The sequence below is a fragment of the Bacteroidales bacterium genome, assembly GCA_035342335.1.
In the GTDB taxonomy this organism is placed as follows: Bacteria; Bacteroidota; Bacteroidia; order Bacteroidales; family JAGONC01; genus JAGONC01.
In genome coordinates, this window is the sequence record DAOQWY010000005.1 from 114,625 (window position 1) to 131,682 (window position 17,058).

General features: G+C 49.8%; 11 protein-coding genes. 5 read left to right on the forward strand and 6 right to left on the reverse strand.

Annotated features, from left to right (window positions below; translation table 11 throughout):
* The first annotated feature begins 86 nt into the window (after nucleotides 1–86).
* From PKI34_04205 to PKI34_04220, 4 genes are all read left to right on the forward strand, one after another.
* Complete coding sequence (locus tag PKI34_04205) at nucleotides 87–1,532, forward strand: alpha/beta hydrolase-fold protein (GenBank protein ID HNS17009.1); 1,446 nt, start codon at nucleotides 87–89, stop codon at nucleotides 1,530–1,532.
* Nucleotides 1,533–1,561: 29 nt separating this feature from the next.
* Entirely contained in the window at nucleotides 1,562–2,743 is a 1,182-nt protein-coding gene (locus PKI34_04210; protein HNS17010.1) for a cation:proton antiporter, read from the forward strand.
* A gap of 150 nt (nucleotides 2,744–2,893) precedes the next feature.
* Nucleotides 2,894–3,361, forward strand: a complete 468-nt coding sequence (locus PKI34_04215) for a hypothetical protein (GenBank protein HNS17011.1) — start codon at nucleotides 2,894–2,896, stop codon at nucleotides 3,359–3,361.
* A gap of 98 nt (nucleotides 3,362–3,459) precedes the next feature.
* Entirely contained in the window at nucleotides 3,460–4,695 is a 1,236-nt protein-coding gene (locus tag PKI34_04220) for a nucleoside recognition domain-containing protein (GenBank protein HNS17012.1), read from the forward strand.
* Nucleotides 4,696–4,703: 8 nt separating this feature from the next.
* Here PKI34_04220 and PKI34_04225 read toward each other — a convergent pair whose 3' ends face one another.
* Nucleotides 4,704–6,128, reverse strand: a complete 1,425-nt coding sequence (locus PKI34_04225; protein HNS17013.1) for a glycosyl hydrolase 53 family protein — start codon at nucleotides 6,126–6,128, stop codon at nucleotides 4,704–4,706.
* A 160-nt stretch (nucleotides 6,129–6,288) separates the two neighbouring features.
* Between PKI34_04225 and PKI34_04230 the strand changes: the two genes are divergently transcribed.
* Nucleotides 6,289–8,778: an OmpA family protein gene (locus PKI34_04230; protein ID HNS17014.1), complete on the forward strand. Its 2,490-nt coding sequence runs from the start codon at nucleotides 6,289–6,291 to the stop codon at nucleotides 8,776–8,778.
* Nucleotides 8,779–8,784: 6 nt separating this feature from the next.
* Here the strand turns inward: PKI34_04230 and PKI34_04235 are convergent, their stop codons facing one another.
* The 5 genes from PKI34_04235 to PKI34_04255 form a co-directional block, all read right to left on the reverse strand.
* Entirely contained in the window at nucleotides 8,785–9,963 is a 1,179-nt protein-coding gene (locus PKI34_04235; GenBank protein ID HNS17015.1) for an MFS transporter, read from the reverse strand.
* Nucleotides 9,964–10,131: 168 nt separating this feature from the next.
* Nucleotides 10,132–13,944, reverse strand: coding sequence for a tail fiber domain-containing protein (locus tag PKI34_04240; protein HNS17016.1), 3,813 nt, complete (start codon nucleotides 13,942–13,944; stop codon nucleotides 10,132–10,134).
* Between the two features lie 301 nt (nucleotides 13,945–14,245).
* The gene (locus PKI34_04245; protein HNS17017.1) at nucleotides 14,246–15,856 is read right to left on the reverse strand and encodes a DASS family sodium-coupled anion symporter; all 1,611 of its coding nucleotides are present in this window, start codon (nucleotides 15,854–15,856) and stop codon (nucleotides 14,246–14,248) included.
* Nucleotides 15,857–15,875: 19 nt separating this feature from the next.
* Nucleotides 15,876–16,343: a CYTH domain-containing protein gene (locus tag PKI34_04250; protein HNS17018.1), complete on the reverse strand. Its 468-nt coding sequence runs from the start codon at nucleotides 16,341–16,343 to the stop codon at nucleotides 15,876–15,878.
* 3 nt (nucleotides 16,344–16,346) lie between these two features.
* Entirely contained in the window at nucleotides 16,347–16,994 is a 648-nt protein-coding gene (locus PKI34_04255; GenBank protein HNS17019.1) for a hypothetical protein, read from the reverse strand.
* Between the last annotated feature and the right edge of the window lie 64 nt (nucleotides 16,995–17,058).

Consider the following 17,058-nt stretch of genomic DNA (forward strand, 5'->3'; position numbering starts at 1 on the left):
GTCGATTGTCGATGTTCAATGTTCGATGTTCGATGTTCGGGATAGAATTTTTCGTATTTTTATGACCCTTTATAATCTTGTCTTTTATGAAAAAATGGTTTTTTGCTGGTATTGCGTTCTTTTTAGTAACACTTCAATGTCGGCCGCAGAGCTTTGACGCTTTCATTGCACATTTGGATGCTCTTCCTGAGAACCAGCGCACCCCGGTTGTTGACAGCTTCATGGTAGCAGCTGCACCTTCAGGATTTCCGTACATCACCACCGATACGGTGCGTTTCATCTACCGTGGAAATGCCGCAACGGTGCAGGTCGCCGGGGATTTTAACGGATGGAATCCCGCAACAGACAGCCTTACGAAGATCAATGGGACAGATTTTTTCCATTTTTCGAAAAAATTTGAAATGGATGCCCGGCTGGATTACAAGTATGTTCTGAATGGCTCCAACTGGGTGCTGGATCCTTTAAATCCTCATACGGTATCGGGAGGCTATGGACCGAATTCAGAGCTGGCCATGCCGGAATATGTGCAACCCTGGGAAATAGAGACCTACCCGGGGATAGAAATGGGAACCGTCGTGACCGATCAGATTTTCAGCACCTTTGTCAATAAGTCGTTTCAGCTGAAGGTTTATCTTCCGGCAGGGTACGACCCGTTACTTACCACACGATATCCTGCAGTTTATTTTCAGGATGGTTATGAGTACATTAGCCTGGGTTATGCCGATAGGGTACTGGACAACCTGATCGACAGTGCACTCTGTTGCCCGGTGATTGGCGTGTTCGTGCGTCCCAACGACCGGAACACCGAGTATGCAGGAGGGCTCCGGGAGGAGTACCAGTCCTTTTTTGCCAGCGAGCTGGTTCCTTACATCGACGGGAAATACCTTACTCTGGCACAACCCAATGCCCGCGCCGTGATCGGGGATTCTTACGGCGGAAACATTTCCGCGTTGATCAGTTATCATCATTCCGACCTGTTCGGAAAATGCGGACTGCACTCTGCCGCTTTTCAACCGAACAATTATGAGGCATACCAGTTGATCACCCTGGGGGAGGTGAAGCCGGTCCAATGGGTTTCGATCTGGGGCACCTACGAGAGCCTATGGCAAAATATGCGTGATTTCCGCGATTTTCTGCTCAGCAACGGTTATGCGCTCTCCTGGCAGGAGTTGCCGGAAGGACACAGCTGGGGCCTCTGGCGCGCCACCCTTGATGTAATGTTACCCTGTTTTTTTCCGCCGGCGTTCATGGGCACAGGCGACAACGTGCTTCCCGAAAGGGATCAGCTGAAAGCTTTTCCAAATCCCGTAATCAATCAGCTTAATGTGGCCTTTACGCTCCCTGAGTCATTGACAGCCTGTTATCATCTATTTTCCTCATCAGGACAACTGGTATTTGAAATGAGTGCTGATCTGCATGCCGGTGATCAGTTTTTTCAACTGGATACCGGTCGGTATTGCCCCGGTCTTTATCTTTTATCAATAGAGGCAGGAACTTTAAGATGGCGTGAAAAGATTGCGATCGTGGAGTGAAATTGAAATGGGATGATTAATCAAACACGATGAATACCTATACGATCCTGATCATCATCAGCAGTCTGATCATCTTTTCTTACCTGTTCGATATCATAGCACGCCGGACCAGGTTTCCCTCCGTTTTACTGCTGCTTCTGACGGGGATTGGACTGCAGATCATTGTAACGGCATTTCATCTGCCCACAATTGACCTTTTTGTCATCCTTCCTACCCTGGGCACCGTGGGACTCATTTTGATCGTGTTCGAAGGTGCACTTGAACTCAAGTATGAAAAGAACCGGAACAAACTGATACGCAGGTCGTTTTTATCAGCGCTGATCATACTTCTTGCGTCCGCAGCTCTGATCGGATGGATCATCCACCTGCTCACGGATTTCCCCTACCAGATTTGTTTCCTCAACGCGGTTCCGTTCAGCGTGATCAGCTCTGCCATTGCCATCCCGTCGGTCTCCAACCTTGAAAGGGAGAAGAAGGAATTCGTTGTTTATGAGTCAACCTTCTCCGACATTCTTGGCATTGTTCTGTTTAACTTTCTGTTAATCAATGAAGAGATAAATACCTCCTCTTTTGTGTGGCTCGGTTTGGATACCCTTATCATCGTGGTGATCTCCTCCGTTTTTTGCCTTCTGCTCCTGTACATCATCGGGCGCATCAATCACCCGGTTAAATTTTTCCTGATTTTGGCCATCCTGATCCTGGTCTACAGTCTGGGCCGATTGTGGCACCTGTCAACCCTCATCATCGTGCTGGCTCTGGGATTGTTTTTGAACAATGCGGACCAGATCCGGCTGCCATTTTTCAGGAAATATTTTATGTATCCCAGATACAGGGAAGATCTCCTTCAGCTTCACCGTTTATCGGCAGAAAGTGCCTTCCTGGTGCGAACCTTTTTTTTCGTCATCTTTGGATTTATCATCAGCCTCCATGAATTGAACAACTGGGGAGTCGCCAGGTACGGATTGATCATTCTGGCTGTCATTTATTTCATCCGTGCAGTGTACCTCAAATGCTTCAACCGTTCGGGCCTGAGGCCTGAACTCTTCATAATTCCCCGGGGACTGATCAGTATTTTATTGTTTTTGACCATTCCCGGCACTTTTAGAATTCCTGGTATCGACAACGGACTATTGTTTCTGGTCATCCTGGCAACCAGCATCCTCATGTCGGTCGGGCTGATGACATTCCGAAATGAATCACGCACAGCCTGAGCAAGGTAGGATCATTGAAATCAAAATTTATCGTGAATTTTCTTCACGTAATGCTAAAATGGAGTAATTTTATGACTTCTAAGCAAGGAAGGCCCTTAAACCTCTTGTCTTTTAAAATCAGGTGTATTTTAGCTAACCAGATTACGTACTATGATCAAAATCTTATTTGTCTGCAACCATAATACGTGTCGTTCCCCTTTGGCGGCCGGCATTTTACAGAAAAAATTTCAGGAAAGGAACATCCACGCTTTTATCGATTCGGCAGGACTGGAGCCCCATTTGATCGGAGAACCCGTTGATCCGGTCACGCTGGATCTGGCAAAGCAACATGGAATTGACCTCAGCCAGCATCTCGTCCGGCTTTTCGGACCATCGGATTTTGATGACTTTGACAGGATCTATGTGATGGATTACAACGGCTACAGGGACGTCATGCTTCATGCCCGGAATGAACAGGATAAAAAAAAGGTGGACTATGTGATGAACGTCCTGATGCCCGGAACAAAACAACCCATCCCTCATATTGCTGACGTGGAAGCAAAGTATGTGAAGGAAGCCTTTAGTCTGTTCGAGAAGGTCTCCGGTCAGATCCTTGCTTCCCACCAGTCTGAAAAGTAAGCCAGACTGCCTGCCTGGAGTTAAATTTTCTCGCTACTGCATCATAAATCCAGCCTTTCATTATCTTCGCAGGGCTTGCTTCATCCATTGCCACTGGTATGGTGCTGAATTACATCTGGGTTGCTTTCTTTATTATTGCCTTCATCCTGGGGGGGATCAAACTGATCTTTTTCGGTAATACAGAGATTTTTCCGGCCATGATGAATGCCACGTTCGACATGGCCAAAACCGGTTTTGAGATCTCCCTGGGGTTGACCGGGGTGATGACACTCTGGCTGGGTCTGATGAAAGTGGGTGAACAGGGAGGGATCGTCACCTTGATGTCCCGAGTCATCGGGCCCCTGTTCCGGCGTCTTTTTCCCGACATACCCAGGGATCACCCGGCATCGGGGGCCATCATGATGAATATCGCGGCCAACATGCTGGGGCTCGACAATGCCGCCACCCCGCTGGGATTAAAGGCGATGACCGAGCTGCAGTCGATCAACCCGAACAAGGAGACCGCCTCCAATCCGATGATCATGTTCCTGGTACTGAACACCTCCGGGCTGACCATCATCCCGATCAGTATCATGGTGTACCGTGCCCAGATGGGCGCTGCAGACCCATCCGACATTTTCATTCCCATTCTCCTCAGCACGTTTTTCTCAACCATGGTGGGACTCATTTCGGTGGCATTGATCCAGCGGATAAACCTTCTCAACCGGGTTGTACTCACCTACCTGGGTGGCTTCACCCTGCTGGTGGCAGGGATCATCTGGTATTTTTCTTCCATACCCCAGGAACAGGTGAGTGCCATCTCCTCTGTTGCAGGCAATTTCATCCTTTTCGCCATCATTATCTCATTCATCGCCCTTGCTGTTTACAGGAAAATCAATGTCTACGAGGCCTTTATTGAAGGAGCCAAAGAGGGATTCTGGATCGCTGTGAAGATCATTCCGTTCCTTATCGCCATACTGGTGGCCGTGGGTGTGTTTCGTGCCTCTGGTGCGATGGATGCCATGGTGGATGGTATCCGCTGGTTTGTCAATGTACTGGGTGCAGACGGGGAGTTTGTTGCAGCGCTCCCCACTGCGCTTATGAAACCGCTGAGCGGTTCCGGGGCACGGGGGATGATGGTGGATGCCATGAGCCAGTACGGCGCCGACTCGTTCGTTGGACGCCTCTCCTGCATTTTTCAGGGCGCCACCGACACCACGTTTTACATCATCGCCGTTTATTTCGGATCCGTTAACATCCGCAAGACACGCCATGCAGTCGGATGCGGGCTTATCGCCGACCTTGCCGGGATCATCGCAGCGATCTTTGTCGGGTATCTTTTCTTTATGAAGTAAGCATCCCTCTATTCGTCATTCAAATACTTCCTGTTGATTTCATCGTACACCGCGAACAAGTCCGTAACCTCCTCATTTTGATTGAACAGTCCGCTTCGCCAGTTGAGCGGTTCCCAGATGCAGGCGCCCTTGCCCAATGCATCGGGAAGGCTGAAAACGATATCGTGCACCTCTTTCTTAAATACAGAGTATTCGACCACGTTCAGGGGTTTATGGTACCGCCGGGCCAGGTCGAGCAGGTTATTCCGGAGATCTTCCAGGGTGCCGTGCCAGCGCGGGTAATAGGAGAGTCCGATGATGTCAAATTCAACACCGCGTGCGATCATGTTATCCAGCCAGAACACGGCTTCCTCATTCTGTCCTCCCAGGGCAATATGCATCATGACGGGGATGCCGCGATCAACGGCATTCACACCTTCCACCCCTGCTTTCAGAAGTTCTGCCAGCTGATCCGGACGACTGATATACCCCTCGGGCCAGAGCATGCCGTGGTTGATCTCATTGCCCACCTGTACCACGGCAGGCAGCGTACCCTGCTGCTGAAGCGCACGGATAACATTCGAAGTATAGGTCTTTACTGAATCTTTCAGCGATTCAAAATCCAGTTTTTCCCAGGTGTGGGGCTTGTATTGCTGTTGAGGATCGGCCCAGTAGTCGCTGTAATGGAAGTTCAGCAGCAGCTTCATTCCTGCATCCTCAATCCGGCGCGCCATGGCAAGGGTATAGTCAAGCCCGCAGTAGCCCTTACCGGGAGCATAGCCTTTTTCATGCGCGGGATCGACAAAGATACGCAGACGGATATAGTTGAACCCATGGCCCTGCAACAGCAAAAGGGCATCTTTTTGTACCCCGTTTTCTGTAAATGTCGTTCCCCGATCCTCCAGCTGGGGCAGAAAGGATATATCCGCACCGATCATCCGGTCGATTGGTTTTGCAGTGGGCGGACATTGCTCCGAAGTCGGCTTCATCATAACAACATCAGCAGGTATGGTATGAATCTCGTGACTGCCGGGCCACATACCTTCCGCCCTTGCTTCAACCTTGACCCTGTCGGGTTCGGTACCTGTTCTGAACAGGAGGTTACAGATTCCATCCTTCAGCTGACAAAGTGCATACTCCTGTCCGGTCGTATCCATACGGTATGAAAGTTCGCTGCCATCATTATGGATGATCTTGCCTTTCCCTGTCACATAGATCCTGATGGAATCCGTTGCAGTGGTGATTTCACGTTCAAGGCTGTCGGTGACGGCGATGCGAAGACGGGTCTCATCCCGGCCATCAGCAAGAAGGGTCGTGCTGTAACTGGTCAGCATCACAGATACGGGCTTGCCTGATGCGACGCGGCTTACAGAGCCGAATTCAGCATCGGACGGAGGCTTGCATCCAGCAAGAAAAAGGATACTGATCAGGGTAATAATGGCGAGTAATTTCATCTTGGTAATTATTAACCCATAAAAGTACAACAACCTCTGCATCAGCAATGCAATTCATCAAAATTTGGAAACGTTGATTTTTCATTTTAATATTGCGAAATATTATTGCGACGGGAATTGTGATTCCTTCCCTTAATGAACATGAACTAAAACCTATCCCATGAAAAAAACATTTTACCTGTTCACGGTATTGTTCTCCATAAGCCTTTATGCCATGGCCGGAGGCATTGTGACCAACACAAACCAGAGTGCAGCCTTTATTCGGCTGGGAGCACGAAACGCGGCTTTTGGACTGGATGGAGTGTATTATAATCCGGCTGGCCTGACCAATCTGTGCAACGGACTTTTCCTATCCCTGAACAACCAGACCATTTTTCAAACAAACACGATCAAGAACAGCTATCCCTATCTGCATGGCGCCCCGACAGCAAAGTACACAGGAGATGTATCAGCTCCTGTATTTCCGGGTTTTTATGCTGGTTATAAGTTCGGAAAATTTGCCCTGTCTTTTGGATTCAACCCGATTGGCGGAGGAGGGGGAGCGAAATACGACGAGGGTGTGCCCGAATTTGAAATTCCCATTTCCAATCTTGTCCCGATGCTGAACAGCGATTTCGGTGTCACGGATTACAAGGCCGATATTAGTTTTGAAGGCACTTCGGTCTACTTCGGATACCAGGGAGGGCTCTCCTATGAGGTTTCACCGGTGGTCTCTCTTTATGTGGGATTACGCTATGTTACCGTAAAGAACACCTACAAGGGAAGTATCCGCAACATTATGGTGAACCCCGGTGGCGTTCAGTTCGTACGCGCACAAGATTGGGGAATGGAAATGTCGGACTACTATACAGGTATTGCCTCAAATTATACCATGGCCTCTGCCGGTGCCCAGCAGCTGACCACTGCCGGGCTGGGTGGTTATACCTATGAACAGATAGCCTCATTGGGTTTTATTACGGCAGAGCAACAGGCAGGCTTTGAACAGGCCCTCCAGGGTGCCGGACAACCGGTGGATACTCCGATCGGGGATTCTCAGGCGATCTTCGATGCCACTGCCACCAAAGCCACGGCAGGAGCGGGTCAGATGGATGGACTTGCGGCTCAGACCGGTGATAAGGAAGTGGATGCCGAACAAACCGGATCAGGCATTACGCCCATCATTGCCGCAAATCTTACCCTGGCGAAGAAACTGACTTTATCCCTGCGCTATGAATTCCTGACAAAGATCGACGTGACCAATGACACGAAAACCGACGATACAGGCATGTTCCCCGATGGTGAGAAATCAAGCAGCGATCTGCCCGGCATGCTGGCAGTCGGAGCTTCTTATCCCTTAACGAATAAGTTCAGGGCCTATGCCGATTTTAATTACTACTGGGATAAACAGGCCAATTATGGCAAGACCAACGACCTGGGTCAATACATCAATAACGAGTCGCTTATTGATCATAATATGTGGGAACTGGGAGCCGGGCTTGAATACAACATCTCCAAAAAGTTCCTGGTCAGTGCTGGTTACATTTATTCAGCCAGCGATGTGATGCAGGACTATCAGTCGAATCTTAGCTACAGCCTTACCTCCAACACCGTTGGTTTCGGTGGCGCCTGGCAGATCACACCCAAGATCGGCTTGAACCTTGGTTGCATGCTGGTTTATTATAAGGATGATGAAAAGGACTATTCCTATACTTTCACGGATGAAATGACCATACCGGTGACCGAAACCTATGGCAAATTCACACAGGTATTTGCCATAGGTCTGGATCTCACGTTTTGCGAACCGTTCAGAGATAAAGATAAAGATGGGGTACCGGATAAATTTGACCTTTGCCCGAATACTCCGCTGGGTATCAGCGTAACGGAGGATGGCTGCCCGGTGGATGCCGACAAAGATGGTATACCCGATTACCTTGACAAATGTGTGACGGTGGCTGGAATTGAAACCTTCAATGGCTGTCCCGATACAGATGGTGACGGGATCCAGGACTCTGAAGATGATTGTCCTTCGGTGAAGGGAACTGCCGCTTTCAGGGGATGCCCCGACACAGATGGTGATGGTATCAAAGATGCCGATGATAAATGTCCTACCGTGAAGGGAATAGCTCTGTTTGAAGGGTGTCCCGATACCGACGGAGATGGAATTGCTGACGCTGATGACCAATGCCCTAACGATAAAGGACCAAAGGAGCTGAAAGGTTGCCCTGATACCGATGGGGATGGCATTGTGGATATTGACGACAAGTGTCCAACGGTTGCAGGTATTGTTGAGAACAAAGGCTGCCCGGCTGTTAAGGAAGAAACCCAGAAGGTGTTCGATCAGGCATTGAGAGGTATCAACTTTGAAACTGCAAAAGATGTCATCAAGGTCTCTTCGTACCCCATTCTGGACAACGTGGTCAACATCATGCAGGAGAATCCGGAATACAATCTGGAGATCAATGGTCATACTGATTCACAGGGTGATGATGCGTCAAATATGGACCTGTCACAGCGTCGTGCCAATGCTGTGAAGAAATATTTGACCGATAAGGGAATATCAGCTACCAGAATGGTTGCCAAAGGATTTGGCGAAACACTGCCTGTGGAAAGCAACGATACGGCTGCCGGAAGAGCCCAGAACAGAAGAGTGGAGTTCAAGGTGTTCTTCTGAGAGGGATTAGCTTTCTTTCATCTTCAATTTCCTTTTTCCGAAAAGTGCGGGTAAAAGGAAAATCACCAGCAGGTTCAGCAGTGCGAACACCACGAAGGTCCATCGATAACCGATGAACTCTGAAAGTCTTGCCCCGCCCACAAGCCCGATGGCAGAACCCAGGTTGGCAAATGCCATCAGAATGGCGAACATGGAAGCTGCGATGCGGATATGGGTCATCGACATGGAAGTGGCAAAAAAAATCGTTTCGTAATATCCGTACGAAAGCCCGAAACAAAAAAGCAGAGGCCAGGCCATATCAGGACTGACGATGCGTGTCAGTGCAAGGATCGAAACCAGAGAGGCCACAAGGGCAGTGATCACGGCCCGACGGTTTCCGGTCTTCCGGATCAGCCGTCCCCCGGTGAATCCTCCCCCGATCATTCCGAGCCCAAAGACCGCCGAATAGAATCCTGCGGAGGTATAAGAGATGTTGAAGCTCTCCTTTAAAAAGGGATTCACCAGCTGGTTGGTGCCGCCGGTGATCAGGGAGCTGATCAGACCAAGGAATGCCAGGGCGATGATGGGTTTTTCCCGGAAGATGCGGAATGCACTCCAGTCGAAACTGCGTTCCTGCGGATGGGGCGGAACGTGGAAGGTAAGGATGAAGGGCAGGGGTAGCAACGTCATAGCTGCCAGCATCCAGAAGACCCATTTCCAATCCGACAGGTCCGACAGGATCCCTGCCAGCATCGCAATGAGGACGATGCCCATCGCCCGGCCCGCAACCATGATCCCCTGCAACCGGCTTCTGTCCTCGGCGGGCGTAATATCAATGGCAAGACCATCGGTGCAGGTGTCGTACAGTGCCATGCCTGTCAGACTGAGGAAGCCGATGACCACCAGCCATCCGAAGGATTCGGCCGGATGAATGAAGGGAAAAATGACCTGCATGCTGGCCTGCAACAGTAATCCCGCTACGATGTATGGTTTCCGGTGCCCCATTCCCAGGAAGTTGACCCTGTCGCTCAGCATTCCCAGGAAGACCTTCAGGATCAGGGGAATGAGGGCAATGGCGGAAAAAAGTCCTGCATGGCTCATTGAAAGACCGTGCGAAAGAAGGTAAAGGGCGTTCAGCGCGGTGAAATACCCCAGGATGCTGCCCTGTGCGAAATACAGCAGGGCGAACGTGGTATAGCGGATCAATTTGCCGTTGTGGATCATCGGATCAGTGGCCCATAACTAAAAGCTCTACTAGCTCAGCTCGTGGCCTCATTATGGTAAAATCAAAAAGCAAAGAGTAAATTTCAAAGATCAAAAGTAATGATGAAATTTGCTTTTTGTTTTTTGAAATTTGCTTTTTGCTTTTTGATCTTATTTAGCAGCCTGCTTTTCCTTTAACCGCCTCACTTCCTCCTGAAGTGCTTCGATCATCACCTGCTGCTCCTGTATGGCCTTCACCAGAGGCACCACGAACTCAGCGTACCGGAGTCCATAGTGGCCATCTGCGTTTTGCGGTGCATCCACCCCGCTGAAGTCATATCCGATCGCCCGGGCCGCCGCTTCCACTTCCTGGGCGATGAAGCCGGTGTACACGATCTTTTCCTTGGCCAGACGGTTTTCGATGTCTTCCTGAGACTCCATCCTGGGCTTTTCCCCTTCCCGCAGGGTAGTCGGTCTGTTTTTATTCAGATCGGTATTCAATGAGGTAACATCCAGCGTATAGGTGACGGGCCGCAGCTGATTGATGAATTCCAGGCCGGGAACATCTTCACGGATATTGTTCTTGAAACGACCGTCTGAAAAATTTGTCCAACCAACGGATCCTCCGATGCTGGTCACAGAAGTATTTCCAATGACCACCCTGTTGGAAGCTGTTGCTTTTGCGTCATACCCAAGTGCCATGCAATTGGTGTACCCATTATCATCGGGATAGGCATTTGCTCCAAGGAATGTTCCGTTGCTAAACGTATGTAAGTTCCCTGCGTAATAACCGACAGCAGTGTTATTATTTGAATTGGTGGAAGAGCAAGCACCCGTTCCCACGGCTGTATTATTATCATGGGTGGTATTATTATACAAAGCTTCCGGGCCAATAGCAATATTATACCATCCTTCGGAATTTGAGTATAAAGAACCTGTTCCCATTGCGGTATTATTTTTCCCGGTAGTATTGGAATAAAGTGCCAGAGAACCGGTTGCCTCATTATTGGTCCCGGAAGTGTTGGAATAAAGTGCCTGGTAACCAATCGCAGTATTACGATACCCGTTTGTATTATACCGGAGGGCTTTAGATCCGATGGCAGTGTTTCCTGTTGCATCGAGGGGTATTAGGACATTCAATCCGTTTTTGTATAAAGCACTGTCGCCGATGGCCACCAGGTTGCTCCGGTCGGTATTTTCAAACAGCGCCCTGGTACCAATGGCAATGTTGGAGTAGCCGGTCGTGTTGTTGAACAGGGCACCTCTTCCGATCGCATGGTTGTGGCTGCCTGTCGTGTTATAATACAGTGCCTGGGGTCCGAACGCCTGGTTATCGGAGCCTGTTGAATTTAAATACAAAGCCTGGTAACCGTTGGCCGTGTTCCAGTTTCCGGTTGTATTGGCCTGCAGTGACTTGTATCCGCTGGCTGTATTCCGGTAACCGGTCGTATTGCTCACAAGTGCCCTGGATCCGATGGCGGTGTTCCCTGTAGCCTGGTCACCGGATGCGCCCAGGCCGTTGTTGTACAGGGCGCTGTCGCCCACGGCCACCAGGTTGCTCCGGTTTGTATTGCTTGCCAGTGCGCACAGACCGACAGCTACATTGAAATAGCCGATCGTGTTATCCCGGAGTGCCTCATTTCCGAAAGCGGCATTATAGGAACCGCTTGTATTGGAATTAAGTACAGAACATCCGGTGCCCGTATTCCTGATTCCGCTGGCGTTTGCGGTAAGTGCCTCATCACCTATGGCCGTATTGTACCGACCGGTGTTGTTTGCAGCAGTAGTGCTGCCCTCAAGCGCACCATATCCAACAGCTGTATTATAGGTCTCCCTGGAATTTGTCTCCCTGTTGTCCGCATAATGCATTGCTTCGAAACCAATAGCCGTACTGCGATTATTTTCTACATTATAGAACAATGCCTTGTATCCAATAGCAGTATTATTACTACCTGTCGTGTTGTGATAGAGTGATTCGTTTCCGGAGGCGGTGTTATGGTCACCTCCCGTGTTAGAATTAAGTGCATTTGATCCCAGAGCCGTATTATCATAACCATTTGTATTATGATAAAGAGCAAAGCTTCCGGCTGCCGTATTCTTATTTCCAAATGTATTATCATAAAGTGCCCTGTATCCGCACGCCGTATTATTATTACCAATGGTGTTAGCATAGAGTGCTTTGGAGCCGATGGCGACATTATTGAATGATTGAACCATATCAGTGTGGTACAAGGTGCTGTCGCCGATTGCTACCAGGTTACTCTGGACAGTGTTGCTGTATAAAGCACCGACTCCGATTGCGACATTTGAATGACCTGTTGTGTTGGAATAAAGGGCAGAATGACCGCCGGCCGTGTTGTTGTCACCTGTCGTGTTGGAATAAAGTGCCTTATTTCCCAATGCCAGATTGTACCAACCAGATGCATTGGAATAAAGTGCCTCAGTTCCAAACGCATGGTTGTTATAACCGTTGATATTGGAATAGAGAGCATTGCTTCCGACCGCTGTATTGTAAATACCGGTTAAGTTGGAATGAAGTGCCTCATAACCAAATGCCTGGTTAAAATTACCCAATGAATTATTTAAAAGAGCCTGGTAACCTGTAGCTGTGTTCCAGGATCCCGCAGTGGTGGCCTGCAATGCCTGGTAACCGTTTGCAGTGTTGCTGTACCCCGTTGTATTACTGTAAAGAGCTTTGGATCCAACCGCTGTATTCCCTGTTGCGTGGTAGGATAATGTAGCGCCCATACCATTATTGTACAACGCGCTGTCACCCACAGCTACCAGGTTGCTGCGGTTTGTATTACTGAGCAATGCCTTGGCTCCAATCGCCACATTCGAATACCCTGAAGTATTGTTGTCTCCGGCCTGAATCCCTAAGAAAGTACTGGTATTGACCGGATTGATCTCACCTGCGGAAAGATTATTCACCCGGAACATCAACGGTTGGTTATCTGTCGTCCCAATGAAATTTGTCGCAGGATCGGTGCCGCTGTTGCCGGTCAGCGACCAGCCGGAAGAGGCAGCTGAAACCCAGGATGTGCCGTTGAAGATTTCGAGGCTAAGATCAGTAAGGTTATAGATCATAAGCCCCGCCGCAGGACTGACGATGCTGTTTCTCTCGGCTGTTGTCAGTCTCGGCGGAAGAAAGCCTTTATTGGTACTGCTCACATCCAGCCTTGCCGAGGGATTCGGAGTGGAAGTCCCCATGCCGACATTGTCCGAAGAGCTGACGTAAAGGAGATTGGCTGCACTGTTGGGTTCCATGACCAGCACATCCAGTGCATTCGGATGATCCCGGATCTTAAATCCACCGTACATGGTGGCCTTAAATTTCCAGTCAGCACCGCTCAGGTCATCCACCATGGAATAGGTAGCACCCCCTCCACTGCCAAGGTTGCGGATCGTGATGGTTGGTTCACCCATGCTCTTTGCAACATAAAGCAGAGATCCGGGAGCATTGTTCCCGATGCCGACATTCCCCGTGGGATAACTCCCGCCGTGTCCGGTCACCACGTCATTCCCGATTACCTCCCAGTCCAGGTCCGCCTCCCGCCCCCCGCTTCCTGCCTGCTCGGCATATAAGGCATATGGGACTGAAAGCAACTGGGAAACGCCCACCAGCTCGAAATCCATCCCTCCTGACGGATCCATTTCGATGCGCAGGAAATGGCTGCCCGATCCCCATCCAATGGCAGCCAGGCTGCCCGTTGGATCTTTGCCTCTCCCAACTTCGACGTTTATCAAACCTAATTCACTGGTGGCAACAGAATGCAGCTCGCTGTATATTTCCGGTCCATCCACGCCGGATTGCAGGATGCTGATCCGCAGGGTGATGTGCTGATTGGCAACGACCTGGCCGGACTTGTCACGCACCACGGCCTGGTATTTAAAGGATGGAGGCGCCTGGGCCTGCAGTGAACAGTTCATGGAAACGATCATCCCGGACAGGATAAGAATGATCAGGGATAGTTGTGTTTTCATCTTAAAACGAATTTAGAGATATGGTTTCCGGATAACGTTGTAAATGTACGACAGTAAAATGACAATGTCAATATCTTGTATCATTTTCATTTAAGTATTTTAAAATTTGCGTACTGGGATTTGTTTGGAATTTGGGATTTGCCTGCAGGTCCCGGCTTTCATCGGGGTGACGGTCATTATAGGACGGAAGTGTTCGGGGGCTTTGATTTGCGTGCAAATCAAAGCCCCCGAACCTGTAATGCATCGGCCACCGTCATCCCTGCGAAAGCAGGGATCTATATCCTTTCAGGAATCGGCCATATCAAAAAACCCCGTTGGGTGTGATCCCCGCCAGCCGGAACCAGGTTTCACCGGCAAGGATGATCACCAGCCAGGAGATCACCATCATCGTGATCCCGTACTTCGCCGTGTCGGTGTAGGAATACATGTCGGTTTCGTACAGCAGGGCAGCAGGTTTGCTGTTGAATGGCAATACGTAAACGTGTTCGATCATGAAAGCCGTGGGCAGGGCCAGGCTGACCACATCGTAACCGAACCGGCCTGCCACTCCGATGGCGATGGGGATGAAGATCATGGCACGCATGGTCTTCGATTGGAAGAGAATGGCGCTGAAAAGCATCAGAGCCGTCATCAAAAGGTACAGCACCCAGAAGGGAGTCTGATCCCCGATGCCCATATGGTCGAAGACAGCATTGACGCTGATGGCCGGCAGGTCGGTATAGGAAAGCCCTGCCCCGAGTGCATAGGCTCCAGCCGAAAAAAGCATCAGGTGCCAGGGGATATCCACATCGTTCCACTTCACGATGCCGATGCGGGGCAGCAAGGCAATGACCGCTCCAACGAACGCCACAGAGGTGGCGCTGATGCCGTGTAACCGGTCGGTTGCCCAGAAACCAAGGATCAGGATGAACAGGATCACGGATTTGATTTCCTGGAAGCTCATTTTCCCCATCGTCTTATATTCTTGCCTTAGCCGCTCCATTCCGCCTTCAATCTGCGGTTTGCGTTCCTCAGGCTGAAGAGGGAAAAAGACTTTCATCGCCAGAAGATAGCCGATGAGCATCAATCCGACCATCACAGGGAATTGCGCCATCAACCAGTCGGTAAAATAGATCTTGCCTCCGATGGCTCCCCCGATGATCGCCACAGCCAGCAGGTTTGCACCCGAACCTGTCATGAAGGCTCCAGCCCCCAGGTTGATCTGCAGCAGGTTCTGCAGGACAATGTTTCTCCCGAAGTTTGTTTTGCCGTCGCCGCTGCGGGCACCGTAAATGGCGGCAATCACCATGAAGATGGGCAATAGGATCGCTGCCTTGGCAGTGGTTGCCGAAATGAAGGCAGATAACACCACATTGATCACCAGAAAACTGAGGAAGATCGAACCGGCACTTTTCCCAAACCGCAGAAGGAACCACAGGGCGAACCTCTTTGCGACTCCTGTTGTGACCAGCATGCTGGCAAGAACGAACGACATGATGTTGAGCCACATGACCGGATGACCCAGCTGCGCCAGCGCCTCTTTCTCGGGAAGAACATTGCAGAGGATCAAACTGATGATGACCAGCAGGGAGGTGAGGTAGTTGGGAATGGCGTCGGTGAGCCACAACAGGATGCTGGCGGCAAAGATCGCCAGCATCAGGTGATTGCTCCTGGAAAAAGCAACCGGCCCGAGTTTTTCAAATGCTTTTTTCGCCTCCTCCGAGATCAGTCCGGATGGATCCATGCCGGTCAGAAAGGTCAACTGCGTAAAGAAACCAAAAACGACAAAGGTGATCAAAGCAATCGGAGGGCCGAGGAGCGTCAGCCATCGCTCAAATTCCGACTTTTCCCTTTTGGGTAATTTCTCGATGCGGTACTGATGCATGTCCAAAGGATCATGCACTGCCTGAAGGGGCTTCTTTTCTTCCATCATCATCCCGTGTTGAGTCAGTTCACCATTTTGTAAATGGGTGCTTCATGAGCATGACGTTATAGTAACGAACATCTCCGGTTATCTCTGCACCAAGCCAATCAGGCTTCTCAAAGGGTTCTTGCTCCGATGGGAGTTCGATCTCTGCCACGACCAGCCCCTGGTTCTCACCCTGGAATTCGTCAACCTCAAAGGTATATTTTCCTGCCGGCACCAGGTACCGGACTTTGTCGATGATGCCGGTTTCGCAGATTTTCAGCAACTCCTCCACCTCTTCAACCGGTATTTCTTTTTCCCACTCGTAACGGCTGGCACCGGATGCGTTGCCAATCCCTTTGACCGTAATGTACCCTTTGTTGCCTTTGATCCTCACCCGGACTGCACGCTCCGGTACCGAAGATAAATAGCCCTGGGTGATGCGTGTTGCTTTGATGCTGAAAGGTTTGAAATCACCCTTCACCAGAAATTTCCGTTCGATTTCCTGTGCCATCTTTCAGATTGTTTCGTTAGCCAGTGGTTTATAGATCATGCCGATCACACGTTTGATGGCCTGCAGGTAGTTGATGTTTTCCACACCTTCCAGGCCGATATCCCTTATTGTTGTTTTAATGTCATCAATTTCAGTGGATTCAGAATTGATTGTTACCGCTCTGGCACCATTGATCAGGACAATTCCATATTCGCAGATTGTATCATTCACCATATAACCGAACCTTCTTTTATTGACCCGGACCGCCTGTAAATCGGGATGACCTTTGATGATTTCGAGGAATTCTGCGTACGAATACTCCGGCTTGACAAGCTCCGGCCTTTTTACCTGGAATGCTGAAAAGACATCATTTACCATCATTTCGGTCTTTAGGGGAAACTCACCTTTCATCAGGGGATTCCAGAGTTCCAGTCCATCAACGGAATGGACAAAGGTTTTGATATCCATCTTGCCGTCTCGTATTTTCGTATTGTTTGTATCATTGGTCCGCGACAAGATGTAGATCTCCTCTGAATAGCGTTCCCATACCTTTTCGGGGATGGGTACCGAGAGGCGGGCCATCCGCTTCCAGGCGCTGTCAAAATTCTGACCAAAGGAGCGGAACTCATACCTTGGTTTGGTTGCCTGTCCGATTGTCATATTTTCTGCCATGATTTCTTATATCCGATTAGATTTATCATTGACTACGATTAGGAAGCGATTTTATATAACCCCT